Here is a 20,373-nt window from a genome sequence, read left to right on the forward strand (position 1 = left end):
CCCCACCAGACCCGTCAGACCTCTTCGACGCTGCTCGGCTCGCGCCGGGACAGGTCGATACCGAGCTCCTCCGCAGCGCGGAAGACGTCCTCGTCCGTGTCGCGCATCTCGATGGACATGCCGTCCGAGGACAGCACCTCCACGTTGAGGCAGAGCGACTGCATTTCCTTGATGAGCACCTTGAAGGACTCGGGAATGCCGGGCTCAGGGATGTTCTCGCCCTTGACGATCGCCTCGTAGACCTTCACGCGGCCGGTGACGTCGTCGGACTTGATGGTCAGCAGCTCCTGGAGGGCGTAAGCGGCGCCATAAGCCTCCAGCGCCCACACCTCCATCTCACCGAAGCGCTGGCCACCGAACTGGGCCTTACCACCCAGCGGCTGCTGGGTGATCATCGAGTACGGACCGGTCGACCGGGCGTGCAGCTTGTCGTCGACCAGGTGGTGCAGCTTCAGGATGTACATGTACCCGACCGAGATCGGGTCCGGGAACGGCTCGCCGGAGCGGCCGTCGAACAGGTTGGCCTTGCCCGAGGGCTGGACCAGCCGGTCACCGTCGCGGTTGGGGATCGTGGCCTCGAACAGGCCGGTGATCTCGTCCTCGCGGGCGCCGTCGAAGACCGGGGTCGCGACGTTGGTGCCGGCGGCGACCTGGTCGGCGCCGATCGCCTGGAGGCGCTGGGCCCAGTCGTCCGCCAGACCGGAGACGTCCCAGCCGCGGCTGGCGAGCCAGCCGAGGTGGATCTCCAGGACCTGTCCCGGGTTCATTCGGGACGGGACACCCAGCGGGTTGAGGATGATGTCGACCGGGGTGCCGTCCTCCAGGAACGGCATGTCCTCGATCGGGAGGATCTTGGAGATGACACCCTTGTTGCCGTGGCGGCCGGCGAGCTTGTCACCGTCCGTGATCTTGCGCTTCTGCGCCACGTAGACGCGAACCAGCTGGTTCACGCCCGGCGGCAGCTCGTCGCCCTCTTCACGGTCGAAGACGCGGACGCCGATGACCTTGCCGGTCTCGCCGTGCGGCACCTTCAGGGAGGTGTCACGGACCTCGCGGGCCTTCTCACCGAAGATCGCGCGCAGCAGGCGCTCCTCCGGCGTCAGCTCGGTCTCGCCCTTGGGCGTGACCTTGCCGACGAGGATGTCGCCGGCGACGACCTCGGCACCGATACGGATGATGCCGCGCTCGTCGAGGTCGGCGAGGACCTCCTCGGAGACGTTCGGGATGTCCCGGGTGATCTCCTCCGGGCCGAGCTTGGTGTCACGGGCGTCGACCTCGTGCTCCTCGATGTGGATCGAGGAGAGGACGTCGTCCTGCACGAGGCGCTGCGACAGGATGATCGCGTCCTCGTAGTTGTGACCCTCCCACGGCATGAACGCCACGAGCAGGTTCTTGCCCAGCGCCATCTCACCCTGCTGGGTGGCGGGACCGTCGGCCAGGACCTGGCCCTCGATCACGCGGGCGCCCTCGTCGACGACAACCTTCTGGTTGACCGAGGTGCCCTGGTTGGAGCGGGAGAACTTGGCGATCCGGTACGTGGTGTACGTGCCGTCGTCGTTGGCGACGGTGATGTAGTCCGCGGAGACCTCCTGGACGACACCCGCCTTCTCCGCCTTGATGACGTCACCGGCGTCGACCGCGCAGCGGTACTCCATGCCGGTGCCGACGAGCGGCGCCTCGGACGTGATCAGCGGCACGGCCTGACGCATCATGTTCGCGCCCATGAGGGCACGGTTGGCGTCGTCGTGCTCAAGGAACGGGATCATGGCGGTCGCGACCGACACCATCTGGCGCGGCGAGACGTCCATGTAGTCGACCTCGGTGCCGGGCACGTAGTCGACCTCGCCGCCACGACGGCGGACCAGGACGCGCGGCTCGGTGAACTGCATCTCGTCGTTGAGCGCGGCGTTGGCCTGCGCGATGACGAAGCGGTCCTCCTCGTCGGCGGTGACGTAGTCGACCTCGTCGGTGACCTGGCCGTCGACGACCTTGCGGTACGGCGTCTCGATGAAGCCGAACGCGTTGACGCGGCCGTACGAGGCGAGCGAACCGATCAGACCGATGTTCGGGCCTTCGGGGGTCTCGATCGGGCACATGCGGCCGTAGTGGGACGGGTGCACGTCACGGACCTCGAAGCCGGCCCGCTCACGGGAGAGACCACCCGGGCCAAGCGCCGACAGACGGCGCTTGTGGGTGAGACCCGACAGCGGGTTGTTCTGGTCCATGAACTGCGACAGCTGGCTGGTGCCGAAGAACTCCTTGATGGAGGCGACGACCGGCCGGATGTTGATCAGGGTCTGCGGCGTGATCGCCTCGACGTCCTGGGTCGTCATGCGCTCACGCACGACGCGCTCCATACGAGCCAGACCCGTACGGACCTGGTTCTGGATGAGCTCGCCGACGTTGCGCAGACGACGGTTGCCGAAGTGGTCGATGTCGTCGGTCTCGACGACGATGTTCCGACCCGACTCGCCGACCGTCTCGGTCTCACCGGCGTGCAGCTTGACCAGGTACTTGATGGTCGCGATGACGTCGTCGGTGGTGAGCACGCCGGCGTCCAGCGGCTCGTCGGCGCCGAGCTTCTTGTTCACCTTGTAGCGGCCGACCTTCGCGAGGTCGTAGCGCTTCGGGTTGAAGTAGAGGTTCTCGAGCAGCGTCTGAGCGGCCTCGCGCGTCGGCGGCTCGCCCGGACGCAGCTTGCGGTAGATGTCGAGCAGCGCGTCGTCCTGGCCCTGGGTGTGGTCCTTCTCCAGGGTGGCGCGCATCGACTCGTACTCGCCGAACTCCTCAAGGATCTGCTCGGTGGTCCAGCCGAGAGCCTTCAGGAGGACGGTGACGGACTGCTTGCGCTTGCGGTCGATGCGGACACCGACCATGTCGCGCTTGTCGATCTCCATCTCGAGCCAGGCACCCCGGGACGGGATGATCTTGGCCGTGAAGATGTCCTTGTCGGACGTCTTGTCGATGTTGGAGTCGAAGTAGACACCCGGCGAGCGGACCAGCTGCGACACGACGACACGCTCGGTGCCGTTGATGACGAAGGTGCCCTTGTTGGTCATGAGCGGGAAGTCGCCCATGAAGACCGTCTGGGACTTGATCTCGCCGGTCTCGTTGTTGGTGAACTCGGCGGTGACGAAGAGCGGGGCCGCGAACGTGAAGTCGCGCTCCTTGCACTCGTCGATCGAGTTCTTCGGCGGCTCGAAGCGGTGGTCGCGGAAGGTCAGCGACATCGACCCGGAGAAGTCCTCGATCGGAGAGATCTCTTCGAAGATCTCCTCCAGACCGGACTTGGTGGGGACGTCCTGTCCACTCTCGAGAGCGGCCTCGACCCGAGACTTCCAAGCGGCATTGCCGAGCAGCCAGTCAAAGCTCTCGGTCTGCAGCGCAAGAAGGTTCGGAACCTCGAGGGGCTCCTTGATCTTTGCAAAGGAGATGCGCAGCGGGGCGGTGCTGGCGCCGTTGTTCGTATTGGCGGTCGAGGCGTTGCGCGAGGCGGCCAAGAGGGGGTCCTTCCGAGGGCTCGGACTCACTACGCGCGTACCGGTCCCACGTGGGCACAGAGAGAGACGTTTCTGATTCGGCCGCGAGGGCCAGGTCAGGGCGGTTCAATCCGAGGTGCTCAAGCGAGGGCATGCCCCTGGTGACGGGCAGGGGACAGCTAACAGGCAGCGCAAAGGGACAGTGTAGCCACTCGGCACACTGATGTCCAGGGCGGATTTTCAGAGACCCGCATTGCTCTTCTCAAGTACCTCGGTACCTCGGTCAGCCGTGCGCCGCGCAGACGCAGATTAGTACTGCCCTCTTCGCCGTCGATCCATGCCTCGGATCCGGATCGTTGTGACGACGCGTCCTGAGAATTGCGCGCTGCGTGCGGTTCGTCAAGACCCCTCCGCTCCCCGGAGATCGCCGCGGGAGTCGTCGTGGGCGCGTACCTGCGTCATCGCCGAGCAGACGGCGAAGATCACCATACCCCCGACGGGCCGCGCGCAAGGCAGCCACCGCGGGCACGCCGAAGGGCGACCACCCGGATGGGTGATCGCCCTTGGCAGTGTCCAGCGGCGCGCGAGCGCGCCTGCGAGACGGGTGCGGGTCCGAAGGACCCGCGAGGTGTTACTTGACCTCGACGGAGGCGCCGGCGCCCTTGAGGGACTCGGCGGCCTTCTCGGCGGCGTCCTTGGCGACCTTCTCGAGAACGGGCTTCGGGGCGCCGTCCACGAGGTCCTTGGCCTCCTTCAGACCCAGGGAGGTCAGCTCACGCACGACCTTGATGACCTGGATCTTCTTCTCGCCGGCACCGGTGAGGATGACGTCGAACTCGTCCTGCTCCTCGACGGCCTCGGCGGCCGGGCCACCGGCGGCGGGGCCGGCAACGGCGACGGCCGCGGCGGCGGTGACGTCGAACTTCTCCTCGAAGGCCTTCACGAACTCGGAGAGCTCGATGAGGGTCATCTCCTCGAACTGGGCGAGCAGGTCTTCCTGGCTGAGCTTCGCCATGATGGGCGATCCTTCCACTAATTCGGCGGGTGCCGGATGTACATGTAGGCGGGCGTACGTTCGGCCCGCTGCGACCGCGTCCCTAGTGGGCCGCGATCAATGCGCGAGCCGAGTTACTCGGCACCGCCCTGCTCGGCGAGCTTGACGCGAAGCGCTTCCGCGGTGCGGACGAACTTCGACGGCAGCGCCTGGAAGAGCGAGGCAGCCTGGGACTGCTTGCCCTTGAACGCGCCGGCCAGCTTGCTGAGCAGAACCTCGCGGGACTCGAGGTCCGCAAGCTTCTTGATCTCATCGGCGGACAGCGCCTTGCCATCAAGGACACCGCCCTTGATGATCAGGTTCGGGTTCTCCTTGGCGAAGTCACGAAGACCCTTCGCCGACTCCACCGGGTCACCGGTGATGAAGGCAACCGCCGTCGGACCAGTGAACTGGTCGTCCAGCGAAGTGATCCCGGCCTCGTTGGCCGCAATCTTGGTCAGCGTGTTCTTCACCACGGCGTACTGGGCGTTCTCACCGAGCGAACGACGCAGCGTCTTGAGCTGCGCCACGGTGAGACCCCGGTACTCGGTCAGCACGGCGGCGTTCGAGCTGCGGAACTGGTCCGCGAGCTCGGCTACCGCGGCAGCCTTGTCGGGCCTTGCCATAGAGCGTCGGCCTCCTTCCGGGTGATGAGGACCGCTCAGAAGGGGCTGAACAATACGAAACGCCCCGGCGCAGGCGCACGGGGCGTAGCTCGACCGGAACGAATCCCGGGAGCTTTCCACGGTCACCTGCGCGGGTCGTCCGCATTGAGCGGATCCTTCGGCCACCGCCCCTTCGAATGAAGGCACGGCAACGACCAGCGGTCTTTGGCTTCTGGGGAAGCGTACGGTACGTCGTCCGTGTCAAGCAAATCCGCCCATACGGGTTGCTCGTTCGGGGGTGGACGACGACGGGCCCGTCAGGCGTTGTCGCCCGTGCCGCGGCCCTTCATCATGTCGGCGAAGTCGAAGGTCTCCGACGCCGGCGGCGCACTGACGGCGACCTTGGTGCCGTAGTCCGAGTAGTGCGCGCTCATGGTGATCTGGCCGTTGGAGCTGTTGATGCCGACGTTCATCCGCACCGGGTAGCCGTCCTTGTTGAGCCAGAGCTCGGTGTCGTACCCCTGGATGCCGGCCTGCTTCATGCCGTCGACGAGCTTCTGGCGGTCCTGGGCGGGCATGCCGTCCAGGTTCTGGTTGCTCGCCACCATCTCGTCCAGCGTCAGGGTGCCCTTGTAGTGCTCCGCCGGGGCGCCGTCGATCTGCTCGGTACCGAGGTGCTTCACGTTCGGCGAGTCCGTCAGCAGGGCGAGCTGCTGGGCCGGGTCCTGCTTCTCCGCGCCGCCGGTCATCGCCTGGGGCGACACCGCACCACCGCCCGCCTTGGCCAGGGCGCCGAGGTCCATCTTCATCCAGCGCTTGCCGTCCATGTCCTTGGCCGCGGCGGCACCCACGTCCGTGTACGAGACACCGTCGAGCTGGATCATGTGCAGCTTGGCCGGTGCGTCCGGCGCGGTCTTGAAGGCGGCACCGCTCAGGGTCAGGTCCAGCGCGGCCGGGTCCCACGACTGGACGCCGGACATCTCCATGTCGCCCGCGCCCGCGGCCCCCGCCCCCGGGATCGACATCTTCATGGTGACCTTCGCCGACTTGGCCGCCGAGGTCTTCTTGTACGCCGCCTGGAGCGCCGTGCGGGCGTCCTTGGGGCTCGACATCCCGGCGTCCTTCTTCGGCGCTTCGGCGGACTTCTTGGCGTCGCCCCCGCTCTGGCACCCGGCGGCCCCCGCCACCAGTACCGCCACCGCCGCCAGGGAGATTCCGGCGCGCTCGACCGACCTGCTCATGACCCCACCCCTTGATCAATCCGACGCAAACTCCCGCAACCGTAACTCAGCCCACTGACAGCGGACACAGAAAAACCGGCCCCCGCTCCTCTGTCGAGGTGCGGGGGCCGGTCTCAGTACAGCTCAGTACGCGAACCCGCGACTGCCGGTGATCGGTGGGATCAGACGGCGGCCGGGTCCTCCTCGACGAGGAGGTTGCGGGTGCGGTTGGAGTCGAGCGAGATACCGGGGCCCATCGTGGTGGTGATGGTCGCCTTCTTGATGTACCGGCCCTTGGCGGCGGACGGCTTCAGACGGAGGATCTCCTCCAGAGCCGCACCGTAGTTCTCCACCAGCTTGGTGTCGTCGAAGGACACCTTGCCGATGATGAAGTGCAGGTTCGAGTGCTTGTCGACGCGGAACTCGATCTTGCCGCCCTTGATCTCCTCGACGGCCTTGGCGACGTCGGGGGTGACCGTGCCGGTCTTCGGGTTCGGCATCAGACCACGGGGACCGAGCACGCGGCCGAGGCGGCCGACCTTGCCCATGAGGTCCGGGGTGGCGACGACGGCGTCGAAGTCCAGACGGCCCTTCGAAACCTCGTCGATGAGCTCGTCGGAGCCGACGATGTCGGCGCCCGCGGCAAGCGCGGCCTCGGCACGGTCACCGGTCGCGAAGACCAGGACCCGGGCGGTCTTACCGGTGCCGTGCGGGAGGTTCACGGTGCCACGGACCATCTGGTCGGCCTTGCGCGGGTCGACACCCAGGCGGAAGGCGACCTCGACGGTGCCGTCGAACTTGGTCGTGGAGGTCTCCTTGGCGAGACGGACCGCCTCGAGCGGCGCGTACAGCTTGTCCGCGTCGATCTTGGCGTCCGCAGCGCGGAGAGTCTTGCTGCGCTTCACTTCAGCTCCTGTGTTGGTTCAGGCATGGAGTCGTGGTGCGGGCCAGCGCATGGCCCTACCACTGGAGGTCAAACGGGGGTGAGCTGAGATCAGCCCTCGACCGTGATGCCCATGGAACGGGCGGTGCCGGCGATGATCTTCGACGCGGCGTCCAGGTCGTTGGCGTTCAGGTCGGCGAGCTTCGTCGTGGCGATCTCGCGGACCTGGGCCTCGGTGATCTTCGCGACCTTGGTCTTGTGCGGCTCGCCGGAGCCCTTCTCGACACCAGCGGCCTTGAGGATCATCTTCGCGGCCGGCGGAGTCTTGGTGATGAAGGTGAAGGAGCGGTCTTCGTAGACCGTGATCTCCACCGGGATCACCCAGCCACGCTGCGACTCGGTCGCGGCGTTGTAGGCCTTGCAGAACTCCATGATGTTGACGCCGTGCTGGCCGAGCGCGGGGCCGACCGGCGGGGCCGGGTTCGCCGCACCGGCGTTGATCTGGAGCTTGATAAGCCCCGTGACCTTCTTCTTCTTGGGAGGCATTGCTCTCTCCGGGTCCTAGTGAGAGTGAACCGCCTGCATCCGATCAACCGGATGGAGGCATACCGCACAACGATAACGGGTATAGCTGCGCGGCTAAAAACCGAGCAGGTCAGAGGGGCTGCGAGAGCCTCTCTGACCTGCTCGGAAGTGCTGGGTTCCAGAAGCCGCTAGTTCTTCTGGATCTGGTCGAAGCTGAGCTCGACCGGGGTCTCGCGGCCGAAGATCTCGACGAGGCCCTTGACCTTCTTCGAGTCGGCGTTGATCTCGTTGATGGTCGCCTGCAGCGTCGCGAACGGGCCGTCGGTGACGGTGACCGAGTCGCCCACCTCGAAGTCCAGGACCTGGACCTCGACCTTGCGCTGCGGTGCCGGCTTGCCCTCGGCCTCGGCAGCCTCACGGGCTGCCTTCTCCTCGGCCTCCGGGGCGAGCATCTTGACGATCTCGTCCAGGGTCAGCGGGTACGGGTCGTAGGCGTTGCCCACGAAACCGGTGACACCGGGGGTGTTGCGGACGACGCCCCACGACTCGTTCGTCAGATCCATGCGGACGAGAACGTAACCGGGCAGCTTGTTCTGCCGGACGTTCTTGCGCTCGCCGTTCTTGATCTGGACGATCTCCTCTTCGGGGACCTCGGCCTGGTAGATGAACTCCTCGACGTTCAGCGAGACGGCGCGCTGTTCGAGGTTGGCCTTCACACGCTTCTCGTAACCGGCGTACGTGTGGATGACGTACCACTCGCCGGGCAGGAAGCGGAGCTCCTGGCGCAGGGCCTCGACCGGGTCGACCGGAGCGGCGGGCTCCGCGGCCTCTTCCTCGGCGGCGTCGGTGGCCTCGGCGGGCTCGTCCGACTCGGCGTCCTCGTCCTCGTCGGAGGCCTCGGCGTCGGCGGCTTCGAGCTCGGCCTCGTCGGCGGGCTCGGCGGAGTCGTCATCGGAGTCGACGTGCAGGGCAGCCTCTTCGGCCGCTTCGCCCGCAGCGGCGTCGGCAGCCTCGGCCTCGTCCTCGTCGGCCGCCTCGATGATCTCGAGCTCGTCCTCGACGGACTCGACCGACTCGATGGCGTCGTTCAGGTTCGGGTCAGACACGGTGGCTGCTTCTTCCTGGCTACAGATGGGGTGGAACATGCGAAAGGGGCGCCGTTGTGGGCGCCCTTCGCTGATCAGCCGAAGACGTACTTGACTACCTGCTGGAAGCCGGAGTCAATCAACGTCACGATGCCAATCATGATGACAACGAACACGATCACTACGCTGGTGTACGTCGTCAGCTGGCTGCGTGTCGGCCAGACAACTTTACGGAGTTCGGCGACAACCTGCCGGTAGAAGAGCGCGAGACGGCCCAGAGGGCCCTTCTTTCCGCGCTTACCGCCCTTGCGGGCCTTCTTCTTCGAATCCTTGGACTCCGCTGCCTCGTCCTGGGCATCAGGCATGTCGATGGAGCCCACGGCGTCCGTCACGCTACTCACCTGATTCCGGGTCATGGCCGTGCCGCGCCCGGTGGAGCCGCACGGCGGTGCATTGAAGTACGTACATGCGCACACATCCTGGCGAAGGTGTGTGTAGCAGGGCCGGAGGGACTTGAACCCCCAACCGCTGGTTTTGGAGACCAGTGCTCTACCAATTGAGCTACGACCCTTTGTGGTTCCCCCAACCTACCGCATCAAACGATGTGGTCGGTGAGGGCCAACAGCCAGTGAGTGTACGTGGTCAGAGGCCCGGCGTCGAACAGCTTGCTCCCGAACGGTCCCGCACCCCGTCCGCACCACCTCTGCCGGTGGCCGCTCGGACGCGTGTCCACATGCTGACCGGTCCGTGGAACGCGGATGCTCCCGGCGTTCGAGGTCTGCGAGCATGGCCCGCATGAGCGCTGCAACTCCCCCGCCTTCCTCCCCCACCGAGCGCCGGGTCTCCGCGCGCATCGGCGCCATCTCCGAGTCCGCGACCCTCGCCGTCGACGCCAAGGCCAAGGCCCTCAAGGCCGCCGGGCGTCCGGTGATCGGCTTCGGCGCGGGCGAGCCCGACTTCCCGACGCCCGACTACATCGTCGATGCCGCCGTCGAGGCCTGCCGCAACCCGAAGTACCACCGCTACACGCCGGCCGGCGGACTGCCCGAGCTGAAGGCCGCGATCGCCGCGAAGACGCTGCGCGACTCCGGCTACGAGGTCGACGCCTCGCAGGTCCTGGTGACCAACGGCGGCAAGCAGGCGATCTACGAGGCCTTCGCGGCGATCCTCGACCCGGGTGACGAGGTCATCGTCCCGGCCCCGTACTGGACGACCTACCCCGAGTCGATCCGGCTCGCGGGCGGTGTCCCGGTCGAGGTCGTGGCCGACGAGACGACCGGGTACCGGGTCTCGGTGGAGCAGCTGGAGGCGGCGCGCACGGAGCGTACGAAGGTCGTGCTCTTCGTCTCCCCGTCCAACCCGACCGGCGCCGTCTACAGCGAGGCCGACGCCGAGGCGATCGGGCGCTGGGCCGTCGAGCACGGCCTGTGGGTGATGACGGACGAGATCTACGAGCACCTCGTGTACGGCGACGCGGCGTTCACCTCGCTGCCCGCGATCGTGCCCGCGCTGCGCGACAAGTGCATCGTGGTCAACGGTGTCGCCAAGACCTTCGCGATGACCGGCTGGCGGGTCGGGTGGATCATCGGCCCGAAGGACGTGGTGAAGGCCGCGACCAACCTCCAGTCGCACGCCACGTCGAACGTCTCCAACGTCGCGCAGATCGCCGCGCTGGCCGCCGTCTCCGGGAACCTGGACGCGGTCGCGGCGATGCGCGAGGCCTTCGACCGGCGCCGCCGGACCATGGTGCGGATGCTGAGCGAGATCGACGGCGTGATCTGCCCCACCCCCGAGGGCGCCTTCTACGCCTACCCCTCGGTGAAGGGCCTGCTCGGCAAGGAGATCCGCGGCAAGCGCCCGCAGACCTCGACGGAGCTCGCCGCGCTGATCCTGGACGAGGCCGAGGTCGCGGTCGTCCCCGGCGAGGCCTTCGGCACGCCGGGCTACCTGCGCCTCTCGTACGCCCTGGGCGACGAGGACCTGGTCGAGGGTGTCTCGCGCATCCAGCAGCTGCTTGCGGAGGCCAAGGACTGAGGTCCGCTCCGCTCACGGCAGGGGCACGTCCGGGAAATCGGAGGTGCCCCTGTCCCGTTTCTGTGTACGAGCGAGACCACCTTCAGGGAAAGCCCTACCGGTGCAGTGGGGACGTGCGGCAGGATCTTGGGATGGAGCACGTTCGCGACGTACGAGATCTGCCGAAGGCCCATCTGCACCTGCACTTCACCGGGTCGATGCGGCCCACCACCCTGCTGGAGCTCGCCGACAAGTACGGTGTGCGGCTGCCCGACGCGCTGACCGGCGCCGAGCCGCCGAAGCTGCGGGCCACCGACGAGCGCGGCTGGTTCCGCTTCCAGCGCCTGTACGACACGGCCCGGTCCTGTCTGCGCGCCCCCGAGGACATTCAGCGCCTGGTGCGCGAGGCCGCCGAGGAGGACGTCCGGGACGGTTCCGGTTGGCTGGAGATCCAGGTCGACCCGACGTCGTACGCCCCGCTGCTCGGCGGCCTGATTCCGGCCCTGGAGATCATCCTGGACGCGGTCGACTCCGCGTCGCGCGAGACCGGGCTCGGCATGCGCGTCGTGGTCGCCGCGAACCGGATGAAGCACCCACTCGACGCGCGCACGCTGGCCCGCCTCGCGGTCCGCTACGCCGATCGGGGCGTGGTCGGCTTCGGGCTCTCCAACGACGAACGCCGGGGCATGGCAAGGGACTTCGACCGCGCCTTCGCGATCGCCCGCGAGGGCGGCCTGCTCGCGGCCCCGCACGGTGGCGAACTGGCCGGGCCCTCGTCGGTACGGGACTGCCTGGACGATCTGCACGCGCTGCGGGTCGGGCACGGGGTGCGTGCCGCCGAGGACCCCCGGCTGCTGCGCCGCCTGGCCGACCAGGGCGTCACCTGCGAGGTCTGCCCCGCGTCCAACGTCGCCCTCGGCGTGTACGACAAGCACGAGGACGTGCCGCTTCGGGTGCTGTACGACGCGGGCGTCCCGATGGCGCTGGGCGCGGACGACCCGCTGCTCTTCGGGTCACGACTCGCCGACCAGTACGAGATCGCGCGCCAGCGCCACGGGTTCGGCGACACCGAGCTTGCCGAACTGGCCCGCCAGTCGATCCGCGCCTCGGCCGCACCCCCGGAGGTCCGGGAGAAGCTGCTGGCAGGCGTAGAGGGATGGCTGACCCCTTAGGGGCGCGGGGAACTGCGCGACCAGCCCCGCACGGCCCGCAGCCGATCCCGCCGGGCAACAAGCGCCCCGCACGGCCCGCAGCCGAACCGACCGGACAACCTGAGCTCCGCAAGGCCCGCCCGGCAGCCGAGCCGCCGCACAACCAGCGCCCCGCAGCCACAGCCCCGACGTGCGCCTAGGCGATTCCGCGCAGGACCGCCCGCGCCGTGGCCAGCGCGAATTCCGGCAGCGGCTGGGGAGGCTGGCCGGTCTCCGTCATGTCGTACGCGAACGCCCGCAGCGCACAGGCCCCGAGCAGCAACGACGCCGCCGCATACGTGTCGGCGCCCGAGGCGATCCGCCCGGCCCGCTGCTCCGCCCGGAGATACGCGTCGACGCCCTCGATCGGCACGTGCGGGCCCGAGCCGAGTTCGCGCAGGGCGTCGTCGTGGCGGCGTTTGAGCTGGGGATCCGCGTAAAGGGACGCTGCGATCGGGAAGCTCTCCGCGTAGAACAGCGCGGCCTGGCGGGCGATCTCGGTCAGGTTCTCCTCGACCGAGCCCTCCCCCGGCTCGGCGGCCAGCCGCGACACCAGCGGGCCCAGTTGGGGCAGCCGCTCGTTGAGGACCTTCACGAACAGGTCCTCCTTGCTCGCGAAGTGCTTGTAGAGCGCGGCCTCCGAGCAGCCCGCGGCCTTCGCGATCTCTTTGGTCGTGGCCCGCGCGAGTCCAATGGTGTGCATGAGCTCGTGTGCCGCGTCGACGATGCGGACCCGGGCCGGCGGCAACTGCATGTGTGCTCCAACGGGGCTTGACGAGTGGGTAAGTATTTACTCACTCTAGTGGGGAGGCGTGGTGAGTGAATACTCACCCACCTTTTCTCGGCCACTTACCGCCCTAGGAGGGTGACGCGATGAAGCTCACGGTTTTCGGTGCCACAGGAGGCATCGGCCAGGAAATCGTCAAGCAGGCGCTGGCTTCCGGTCACGAGGTGACGGCGGTCGTGCGCGACCCCGCGAGGTTCACGGTGACCGGCACCGGCCTCCAGGTCTTCCGGGCCGATCTGACCGACCCCGAATCACTGCGCGCCGCGGTCGCCGGGAGGCACGCCGTCCTGTCCGGGCTCGGCGCCCGCAAGCGCTCGGACGCGGGGGTCGCGGCCCGGCTCACGCGGTCGGTGATCGCCGCGATGGAGGCGGAGGGGACCCGGCGGCTGATCGTCGTGAGCGCGGCGCCGCTGGGGCCGGAGCCCGAGGGGCAGCCGCTCGTCGACCGCCTCATGCTGTCCGCGATCGGCGCGCTGCTCAAGGGCGTCTACGACGACCTGCGCGTCATGGAGCAGGAACTGGCGCGCAGCGCGACCGACTGGACGTCGGTGCGTCCGCCCCGGCTGCTCGACAAGCCGCTGACCGGGGCGTACCGGGTCACCGTCGGCGCGAATCCGCGCAGTGGGCGGCTGATCTCGCGGGCGGACGTGGCCCACGCGATGCTGGCGTTCGTCGACAACCCGGCGACGGTCAAGCAGGGCGTGGGGGTGGCCTACTGAGGGCCGGGGAAGCGTTTTCGCGGGGGCTAGATCTCCACGCCAACCGCCACCGGCTCGTTCACCAGGGTCACTCCGAAGGCCTGCTCGACGCCCGCGACCACTTCGCGGGCCAGGGCCAGCAGGTCCTCGGTGGTGGCGCCGCCGCGGTTGGTGAGGGCGAGGGTGTGCTTCGTGGAGATGCGCGCCGGGCCGCTTCCGTACCCCTTGGTGAAGCCTGCCTTGTCGATCAGCCAGGCGGCGGAGGTCTTGGTGCGGTCGGCGCCCACCGGCCAAGCGGGGGGCGTGACCTCGGCGCCGAGGTGCTCCTGAGCGCGGGCGAGGAAGGCCTCGTACGCCTCGTTGGGCAGGATCGGGTTGGTGAAGAACGAGCCCGCCGACCAGGTGTCGTGGTCCTCGGGGTCGAGCACCATGCCCTTGCCCGCACGCAGCTTCAGAACAGTCTCGCGGGCCATCGTGGCGGGCACCCGGTCGCCGGGCCGCACGCCGAGCGTGCGGGCGGTCTCGGCGTACTTGACCGGCGCGGAGAGGCCCCCGGCGTCCTCAAGCTCGAAGACGACGCGCAGCACGACGTAGCGGTCGGGGTGCTGCTTGAACCGGCTGTGCCGGTACGAGAAGTCGCATTCGGCGCCGGGGATGGTGACCTTGGTGCGGCTGTGGCGGTCGTAGGCGACGACGTGGGTGATGGTGCTGGAGACTTCCTGGCCGTACGCCCCGACGTTCTGGATCGGGGTGGCGCCGGCCGAGCCGGGGATGCCGGCGAGGCACTCGATGCCGGCCAGTCCGGCCTCGACGCTCCTGGCGACGGCCTCGCTCCACACCTCGCCCGCGGCGAGCTCCAGGCGGGTCCCGTCGAGCTCGAACCCGCGGGTGGCGATGCGCAGTGCGGTACCGGCGAAGCCCTTGTCCCCGATGAGCAGGTTGCTGCCGCCGCCGATGACGAGCAGCGGGGTGCCGCTGTCGTCGGCCTCGCGTACGGCGTCGATCACCTCGGCGTCGGTGGTGGCCGTCACCAGCCGGTCCGCCGGGCCGCCGAGGCGGAGGGTGGTCAGGGGGGCGAGGGGGGCGTCGTGAAGTTCCTGCACGGGGTCCAGCGTACGGGGGCGTCCGAGCGGGGCCGCGCAGCCCTGCGGCCGGTGGCGGTGGAGGGGTTCACGCCGAGCTGGTGCCGGGGTGTCCACGAGGTGGCACACCTCGGCGGACTTGGGCCCACTGGCGCATCCCCGCCCGGCCCGGAGATTCGCCAGGACCGGACGGGGATTCGCCAGGGGCAGGCGGGGATTCGGCAAGGACGGACGGGGATGCCGGGCGGGATTCGCCAGGGACGGGCCGGGACCCGTTAGGGGCGGGCGGGGATTCGCCAGGGACGGACAGGAACTCGGCACGGGCGAGCGTTCAGCCCACCAGTTCCGCCACCTCCGCCGGGGCCCGCTCCCCCGAGCGGTCCCGGGTCGCGCGCCCCGGGAGCAGCGCCGCGGCGATGGCCGCCACCGCGACCACCCCCGCGCCCACCCACAGCGCCGGGCCGAGGCCGTCGACGAAGGCCTGCGCCGACCCGTATCCGCCCTGCGCGGAGAAGACCGAGGCCAGCACGGCGATGCCGAGCGCGCCGCCGACCTCCCGCAGCGCGTTGTTCGCGCCGGAGGCGATGCCCTGCTCGGAGGGCCGCACGCTGGACATCACCAGGTTGGCCGCCGGCGCGAAGTACAGCCCCATGCCGATGCCGCTGATGACGAGCGCCGGGAGCTGGGCCCCGTACGACACGTCGGGCGAGATGATCACTGCGAACCAGGCGAGGCCGAGTGCCTGGAGCGCGAGGCCCGTCGCGACGACCGGCCGGCCGCCGATCCGGTCGGAGAGGTAACCCGCGATGGGCGCGGCGATCATCGGCATCCCGGTCCAGGGCAGCATCCGCAGTCCCGCCTCGGTGGGCGAGTAGCCGATGACGTTCTGCAGGAACTGGCTGAGCAGGAAGATCGAGCCGAACATCCCGACGAACATCAGCAGGCTCGCCGCGTTGATCGCGGAGAACGCCCGGCTGCGGAACAGCCGCATCGGCAGCATCGGGTCGGCACTGCGCATGCCGTGGCGTACGAAGGCCGCGAGGAGGGCGGCTCCCGCGATCAGGCCGGTGAGCACGGTCGGGCTGGTCCAGCCGTCGGGGTTGCCGCGGATCAGCGCGTACACGATTCCGAAGAGGCCGCCGCTGGCGAGCAGGGTGCCGGTGATGTCGAGCGGCGCACCGGTGCCGTACGACTCGGCGAGGCGGAGGCGGGCCAGCGGAAGCACGACCAGGCCGAGCGGAACGTTCAGCCAGAAGATCCACTGCCAGGACACGTGCTCGGTCAGGCTGCCGCCGATCAGCGGTCCCGAGGCCACCGCGAGTCCGTTGACCGCGCCCCAGATCCCGTACATCATCCCGCGCTTGGCGGCGGGCACGGCCGCGGTGAGCAGGGTGAGCGTCAGCGGCATCATGATCGCGGCGCCGACCCCCTGTATCGCGCGGGCCGCGATCAGGCCGTTGATCCCGGGCGCGAGCGCCGCGGCGGCCGAGGCCCCGGTGAAGATCGTCAGCCCGGTGATGAAGAGCCTGCGCCGCCCGAACCGGTCCCCCAGCGCCGCGCCGAACATCAGCAGCACCGCGAAGGTGAGGGTGTACGCGCTCACCGTCCATTCGAGGTCGTCCAGCGCCCCGCCCAGATCCTGGCGGATGGAGGGGAGCGCGGTGGTGACGACGAGGTTGTCGAGGGCCGCCATGAAGCCGGCGACGCTGGTGATGACCAGCGCCCAGACCGCACCTGCGCGCCGGGGCCCTGTGCCGTGGTGCTCATGGTGCTTGTCCTGCTCGTGGTGCTCATGGTGCTCGTGGTTCGGCTGTTCAGACCGCTCGGACATCGCTCCCCCTGGAGATCTCGGGATGGATCGGTTCGTGATTAGTTATTGATGACTAACTTCAGCGGCCACGCAAAAGCGCGGGCCCCGCCCGCCGGTTCAGGCCTTGCGGGGGTCCGGCTGCTTCGGCTGGGCCGATTCGTAGAAGCCCGTCCACACCCGGTCCTCGGCCGAAAACCCCAGCGCCACAAAGGTGTTGATGAGCATTCCGTACGCCAGAAACGTCGTGGTCTCGGCCACGTCGGCGCCGAGGGCCAGATGGATCGCGTCGTACAACTCCATCCACCCGGCCCGGACGGCCACGCCGAACTCGTGGTCCCCGGCCGCCTCCGCGGAGGCCACGGCCACATAGGTCTGCATCTGCATGAGCAGCTTGTCCCGGTCCTCGGCGATGAGCGCCTGGTAGGCCGCGCTCATGGCGCGCAGCGCCTCCTCGCCCTCCAGCCCGTGCGCCGCTTCCCGGAAGACCGCGACGGTCTCCTCGATGCAGCGGCCGGAGGCGGCGAGGAAGATGGCCTGCTTGTTCGGGAACAGGCGGAAGAGGTACGGCTGCGAGACGCCCACCCGCTTGGCGATCGCCTCGGTGGAGGTGCCGTGATAGCCGCCACGGGCGAATTCGACCATCGCCGCGCGGATGACGCTCTCGCGCCGCTCCTCTGCACTCATCCTGACCATGGAGGATAAGTTAGTGGCCAATCACTAAGTAAGTCAACGGGCGGTACGGGACAGACCGGAGCGGTAGGGGGCGACCAGCCTCACCCGCACGGCCCCGGAGGCGGGGAGGAGGCAACCGGGACCCGCCCGCAAGGCTCCGGAAGCGGGGGCCTCCGGAGCCACTGGCCTCACGCCAGCCGGACCACCGCTCGCGCCATGCCGAGCACCTTCTGGCCCGCGCTCATCGCGGTGATGTCGACGCGTACCGTGCGCGCCTCGTCGTCCAGTTTCGCCGCCACCTTCGCACTGACCTCGATCAGTGCCCCGGTCTCGTCGTTGGGGACGACGACCGGCTTGGTGAAGCGCACGCCGTACTCGGCCACCGCGCCCGGGTCGCCGGCCCAGTCAGTGACCACACGCGCCGCCTCCGCCATCGTGAACATGCCGTGCGCGATGACGTCGGGCAGCCCGACCTCCTTCGCGAACTTCTCGTTCCAGTGGATCGGGTTGAAGTCGCCGGAGGCGCCCGCGTACCGGACGAGCGTGGCACGGCTGACGGGGAAGGACCGGGCCGGCAGTTCGGTGCCGGTCTCGACGTCCTCGTAACGGATCTTCGCGGTCATCCGCCTCACGCCCCCTCTGCCGCTCGGGACACCAGCTTGGTCCACGCGGTCACGACGTGTTCGCCGGCCTCGTCGTGGACCTCGCCCCGGATGTCCAGGATGTCGTTGCCCGCGAGGGACTTGATCGCCTCGATGGTCGAGGCCACCGTCAGCCGGTCACCCGCGCGGACGGGCCGGGTGTACGCGAACTTCTGGTCGCCGTGCACGACCCGGCTGTAGTCCAGACCGAGCTGCGGGTCCTCGATGACCTGCCCCGCCGCCGCGAACGTGATCGCGAACACGAAGGTCGGCGGCGCGATCACATCGGTGTGGCCGAGCGCCTTGGCCGCCTCGGGGTCGGTGTAGGCGGGGTTGTCGTCCCCGACCGCCACGGCGAACTCGCGAATCTTCTCCCGGCCGACCTCGTACGGAGCGGTGGGCGGATAGGTCCGCCCCACGAAGGACTGATCGAGCGCCATCGGCTGGCTACCTCCTGCGAATGGGGGTGGGTTCTCGCACCGAATCTAGTCGTACGGCCGTTCCTGGAACTGGTCGTACGGAGTGGCCGTATCAACGCCGAGAGGCCGCTCCCCGGTGTGGGGAACGGCCTCTCGAACGAGCCTGAGTGCCAGACGCCGTAATTAACGGGTCTCGCGGTGCGCGGTGTGCGAGTTGCAGCGCGGGCAGTGCTTCTTCATCTCAAGACGGTCCGGGTTGTTACGCCGGTTCTTCTTGGTGATGTAGTTCCGCTCCTTGCACTCCACGCAGGCCAGCGTGATCTTCGGGCGGACGTCGGTGGCAGCCACGTGAGTGCTCCTTGACGGACGGGTTGACGGATGAACGCATAAAAGAGTAGCCGATCGAAGGACCGACCCCACAATCGGCTACCGTGTGTAGCGGTGACCGGACTTGAACCGGTGACACAGCGATTATGAGCCGCTTGCTCTACCGACTGAGCTACACCGCTTTGACACGGAGTCCCTCACCCGAAGGTGAGGGCTTCCGCACCAGAGCCCCAATACGGAATCGAACCGTAGACCTTCTCCTTACCATGGAGACGCTCTACCGACTGAGCTATTGGGGCGAGCGATGAAGACATTACACGGTCCCTCGCCGATCGCCCAAATCCGTTTCGCACCGCCCACCGGGCCGCCTCCAGGGGCCCCGCCCCACCTGTCCCGTAGGCCACTCAGGGCCACGCCGGTACGACTATTCCGCTCCTCCTCGATGCGCGGGGTGAGCGCCCCTAGGCTCACCTCACGCTGCGTGATCTTGGCCCCGGGCCCGATCACCCGAGCCCGATCAGGAGCGCGATGTCCGACAGCCACCAGCAGCCGGCCCACTCCCCCGGCACCGGCGAAGGTCCCGACGCCGGGGCCGCCTCCTCCCTGCTGCTGTGCGGCGCCCGGCTCGCCGACGGCCGCACCGTGGACGTCCGGCTCGGCGGCGGCCGGATCGAGGCCGTCGGCACCGCGGGCAGCCTCACCGCGCACGGCTCCTCCCGCGTCGACCTGAACGGCTTCCTGCTGCTGCCCGCCCCCGCCGAGCCGCACGCCCACAGCGACACCGCGCTCACCGCCTTCAGCGCGGAGGGGCCGGTCTCGTACGCCGTCGAGGAGGTCCAGCGCCGGGCCACCGAGGCCGCGCTGCTCCAGCTCGGGCACGGCGCCACGGCGCTGCGTTCGCACGTACGCATCGACGAGGTGAGCGGGCTCGATCCGCTGGAGGCGGTGCTCCAGACCCGCCGCTCCCTGCGCGGCCTCACCGAGCTGGCGGTGGTCGCCGTGCCGCGGCTGCTGACCGGGGTGGCCGGTGCGGACGGCCTGGCCATGCTGCGGGACGCGTTGAAAATGGGCGCGTCGGTGGTGGGCGGCTGCCCCGATCTGGACCCCGATCCGGCCGGCTACGCAGAAGCCGTGATGGAACTCGCCGCCGAACACGGCTGCGCGGTCGACCTCCACACCGACGGCACCGACCCCGCGCGCCTGTCCCGTCTCGCGGCGATGTCGGGCGGGATGCGCCCCGGCGTCGCGGTCGGTCCGTGCGGCGGCCTGTCCCGCCTGCCGCGCGACACGGCGGCCCGCGCGGCCGACCAACTCGCCACGGCGGGAGTGACGGTGGTCTGCCTGCCGCAGGGCGGCTGCGCCATGATGGATCGTCAAGGAACCGCGCCCGTACGTCTGTTGAGGGCAGCAGGTGCCCGACTGGCCGCCGGGAGCGGCGCGTTGCGCGATGTCTCCAACCCGGTGGGCCGGGGCGACCCATTGGAGGCCGCGTTCCTCCTCGCCTCCCAGGCAGGCATGCGCCCCGAGGACGCGTACGCGTCGGTGAGCACGGTGGCCCGCGAGACGATGGGCCTCCCGGAGGTCCGCGTGGAGGCCGGCTTCCCCGCCGAACTCCTCGCGGTACGCGGCGAACGCATCGCGGGCATCCTGTCCCTCGCGTACAGCCGGATCGTCATCCACCGCGGCAGAGTGGTGGCCCGCACGAGCGCGGTGCGCGAGTACTGCGACTCGGCGGCGGCGGTGGCCCTGGACCTCCCGAGACAGGGGCGCGCGGACGGCGGACGGGGTGATCGGGGCTGAGGGGGCGTCTCGCTCAGCCCCACCGGCCTCGGGTGGGTGAAGCCGTGCACCCCGCCGCGGCGAAGATCGGCGGCACGTCCCGCGTGCGGGAAGCCCCACCGGCC

At 69.0% G+C, this 20,373-nt stretch carries 19 protein-coding genes and 3 tRNA genes; 4 read left to right on the top strand and 18 right to left on the bottom strand.

Features of this window, described 5'->3' with window-relative positions:
- Positions 1–14: 14 nt before the first annotated feature.
- The 9 genes from rpoB to OG522_RS15560 all read right to left on the bottom strand — a co-directional run bounded on the left by rpoB (position 15) and on the right by OG522_RS15560 (position 9,401).
- Entirely contained in the window at positions 15–3,500 is a 3,486-nt protein-coding gene (rpoB, locus tag OG522_RS15520; protein ID WP_329463568.1) for a DNA-directed RNA polymerase subunit beta, read from the bottom strand.
- A gap of 610 nt (positions 3,501–4,110) precedes the next feature.
- The gene (gene rplL, locus OG522_RS15525; protein WP_329463569.1) at positions 4,111–4,494 is read right to left on the bottom strand and encodes a 50S ribosomal protein L7/L12; all 384 of its coding nucleotides are present in this window, start codon (positions 4,492–4,494) and stop codon (positions 4,111–4,113) included.
- A gap of 113 nt (positions 4,495–4,607) precedes the next feature.
- Entirely contained in the window at positions 4,608–5,138 is a 531-nt protein-coding gene (gene rplJ / locus OG522_RS15530; RefSeq protein WP_328310989.1) for a 50S ribosomal protein L10, read from the bottom strand.
- A 296-nt stretch (positions 5,139–5,434) separates the two neighbouring features.
- Entirely contained in the window at positions 5,435–6,358 is a 924-nt protein-coding gene (locus OG522_RS15535; protein WP_329463570.1) for a hypothetical protein, read from the bottom strand.
- A gap of 161 nt (positions 6,359–6,519) precedes the next feature.
- Entirely contained in the window at positions 6,520–7,242 is a 723-nt protein-coding gene (rplA, locus tag OG522_RS15540; RefSeq protein ID WP_329463571.1) for a 50S ribosomal protein L1, read from the bottom strand.
- Between the two features lie 89 nt (positions 7,243–7,331).
- Complete coding sequence (gene rplK / locus OG522_RS15545; RefSeq protein ID WP_053731185.1) at positions 7,332–7,766, bottom strand: 50S ribosomal protein L11; 435 nt, start codon at positions 7,764–7,766, stop codon at positions 7,332–7,334.
- Positions 7,767–7,933: 167 nt separating this feature from the next.
- The gene (gene nusG, locus OG522_RS15550; protein WP_329463572.1) at positions 7,934–8,851 is read right to left on the bottom strand and encodes a transcription termination/antitermination protein NusG; all 918 of its coding nucleotides are present in this window, start codon (positions 8,849–8,851) and stop codon (positions 7,934–7,936) included.
- Positions 8,852–8,925: 74 nt separating this feature from the next.
- Positions 8,926–9,222: a preprotein translocase subunit SecE gene (gene secE / locus OG522_RS15555; protein ID WP_329463573.1), complete on the bottom strand. Its 297-nt coding sequence runs from the start codon at positions 9,220–9,222 to the stop codon at positions 8,926–8,928.
- Between the two features lie 106 nt (positions 9,223–9,328).
- Positions 9,329–9,401, bottom strand: a tRNA-Trp gene (locus tag OG522_RS15560).
- Positions 9,402–9,625: 224 nt separating this feature from the next.
- On the opposite strand from OG522_RS15560, the gene OG522_RS15565 reads away from it, so the two are divergent.
- Both OG522_RS15565 and OG522_RS15570 read left to right on the top strand, forming a co-directional pair.
- Positions 9,626–10,864, top strand: coding sequence for a pyridoxal phosphate-dependent aminotransferase (locus tag OG522_RS15565; protein ID WP_329463574.1), 1,239 nt, complete (start codon positions 9,626–9,628; stop codon positions 10,862–10,864).
- A gap of 131 nt (positions 10,865–10,995) precedes the next feature.
- Positions 10,996–12,015, top strand: coding sequence for an adenosine deaminase (locus OG522_RS15570; RefSeq protein ID WP_329463575.1), 1,020 nt, complete (start codon positions 10,996–10,998; stop codon positions 12,013–12,015).
- A 175-nt stretch (positions 12,016–12,190) separates the two neighbouring features.
- Here OG522_RS15570 and OG522_RS15575 read toward each other — a convergent pair whose 3' ends face one another.
- On the bottom strand, positions 12,191–12,787 hold the full coding sequence (locus OG522_RS15575; protein WP_329463576.1) for a TetR/AcrR family transcriptional regulator: 597 nt from the start codon (positions 12,785–12,787) through the stop codon (positions 12,191–12,193).
- A 119-nt stretch (positions 12,788–12,906) separates the two neighbouring features.
- Between OG522_RS15575 and OG522_RS15580 the strand changes: the two genes are divergently transcribed.
- Positions 12,907–13,539, top strand: a complete 633-nt coding sequence (locus OG522_RS15580) for an NAD(P)-dependent oxidoreductase (RefSeq protein WP_329463577.1) — start codon at positions 12,907–12,909, stop codon at positions 13,537–13,539.
- Positions 13,540–13,565: 26 nt separating this feature from the next.
- Here OG522_RS15580 and OG522_RS15585 read toward each other — a convergent pair whose 3' ends face one another.
- The 8 genes from OG522_RS15585 to OG522_RS15620 form a co-directional block, all read right to left on the bottom strand.
- A complete protein-coding gene (locus OG522_RS15585) occupies positions 13,566–14,621 on the bottom strand; it encodes a UDP-N-acetylmuramate dehydrogenase (RefSeq protein WP_443074706.1) in 1,056 nt (351 codons plus the stop codon).
- 310 nt (positions 14,622–14,931) lie between these two features.
- Positions 14,932–16,431, bottom strand: coding sequence for an MFS transporter (locus OG522_RS15590; protein ID WP_329463578.1), 1,500 nt, complete (start codon positions 16,429–16,431; stop codon positions 14,932–14,934).
- Positions 16,432–16,527: 96 nt separating this feature from the next.
- Entirely contained in the window at positions 16,528–17,103 is a 576-nt protein-coding gene (locus tag OG522_RS15595) for a TetR/AcrR family transcriptional regulator (protein WP_329463579.1), read from the bottom strand.
- Between the two features lie 167 nt (positions 17,104–17,270).
- Positions 17,271–17,705, bottom strand: a complete 435-nt coding sequence (locus OG522_RS15600; protein ID WP_329463580.1) for a MaoC family dehydratase — start codon at positions 17,703–17,705, stop codon at positions 17,271–17,273.
- Between the two features lie 5 nt (positions 17,706–17,710).
- A complete protein-coding gene (locus OG522_RS15605; protein WP_329463581.1) occupies positions 17,711–18,163 on the bottom strand; it encodes a MaoC family dehydratase N-terminal domain-containing protein in 453 nt (150 codons plus the stop codon).
- A gap of 162 nt (positions 18,164–18,325) precedes the next feature.
- Positions 18,326–18,490 (bottom strand): 50S ribosomal protein L33, encoded by a 165-nt coding sequence (rpmG, locus tag OG522_RS15610; protein WP_003956487.1) that lies wholly within the window; start codon positions 18,488–18,490, stop codon positions 18,326–18,328.
- An 88-nt stretch (positions 18,491–18,578) separates the two neighbouring features.
- Positions 18,579–18,651 (bottom strand) — tRNA-Met (locus OG522_RS15615).
- 44 nt (positions 18,652–18,695) lie between these two features.
- Positions 18,696–18,768, bottom strand: a tRNA-Thr gene (locus tag OG522_RS15620).
- 229 nt (positions 18,769–18,997) lie between these two features.
- Here OG522_RS15620 and OG522_RS15625 point away from each other — a divergent pair.
- Positions 18,998–20,269, top strand: a complete 1,272-nt coding sequence (locus OG522_RS15625) for an amidohydrolase family protein (RefSeq protein ID WP_329463582.1) — start codon at positions 18,998–19,000, stop codon at positions 20,267–20,269.
- Positions 20,270–20,373 lie beyond the last annotated feature (104 nt).

This window comes from Streptomyces sp. NBC_01431 (assembly GCF_036231355.1).
Classification (GTDB): Bacteria; Actinomycetota; Actinomycetes; order Streptomycetales; family Streptomycetaceae; genus Streptomyces.

Excerpts from the sequence above, each read along its gene's own strand:
- OG522_RS15590 (WP_329463578.1), bottom strand. The coding sequence starts at position 16,431 with ATGTCCGAGCGGTCTGAACAGCCGAACCACGAGCACCATGAGCACCAC.
- OG522_RS15595 (WP_329463579.1), bottom strand. The coding sequence starts at position 17,103 with ATGGTCAGGATGAGTGCAGAGGAGCGGCGCGAGAGCGTCATCCGCGCG.
- OG522_RS15535 (WP_329463570.1), bottom strand. The coding sequence starts at position 6,358 with ATGAGCAGGTCGGTCGAGCGCGCCGGAATCTCCCTGGCGGCGGTGGCG.
- rplL (WP_329463569.1), bottom strand. The coding sequence starts at position 4,494 with ATGGCGAAGCTCAGCCAGGAAGACCTGCTCGCCCAGTTCGAGGAGATG.
- OG522_RS15625 (WP_329463582.1), top strand. The coding sequence starts at position 18,998 with ATGTCCGACAGCCACCAGCAGCCGGCCCACTCCCCCGGCACCGGCGAA.
- rplJ (WP_328310989.1), bottom strand. The coding sequence starts at position 5,138 with ATGGCAAGGCCCGACAAGGCTGCCGCGGTAGCCGAGCTCGCGGACCAG.
- OG522_RS15565 (WP_329463574.1), top strand. The coding sequence starts at position 9,626 with ATGAGCGCTGCAACTCCCCCGCCTTCCTCCCCCACCGAGCGCCGGGTC.
- OG522_RS15580 (WP_329463577.1), top strand. The coding sequence starts at position 12,907 with ATGAAGCTCACGGTTTTCGGTGCCACAGGAGGCATCGGCCAGGAAATC.
- OG522_RS15570 (WP_329463575.1), top strand. The coding sequence starts at position 10,996 with ATGGAGCACGTTCGCGACGTACGAGATCTGCCGAAGGCCCATCTGCAC.
- OG522_RS15600 (WP_329463580.1), bottom strand. The coding sequence starts at position 17,705 with ATGACCGCGAAGATCCGTTACGAGGACGTCGAGACCGGCACCGAACTG.
- OG522_RS15575 (WP_329463576.1), bottom strand. The coding sequence starts at position 12,787 with ATGCAGTTGCCGCCGGCCCGGGTCCGCATCGTCGACGCGGCACACGAG.
- rplK (WP_053731185.1), bottom strand. The coding sequence starts at position 7,766 with ATGCCTCCCAAGAAGAAGAAGGTCACGGGGCTTATCAAGCTCCAGATC.
- OG522_RS15605 (WP_329463581.1), bottom strand. The coding sequence starts at position 18,163 with ATGGCGCTCGATCAGTCCTTCGTGGGGCGGACCTATCCGCCCACCGCT.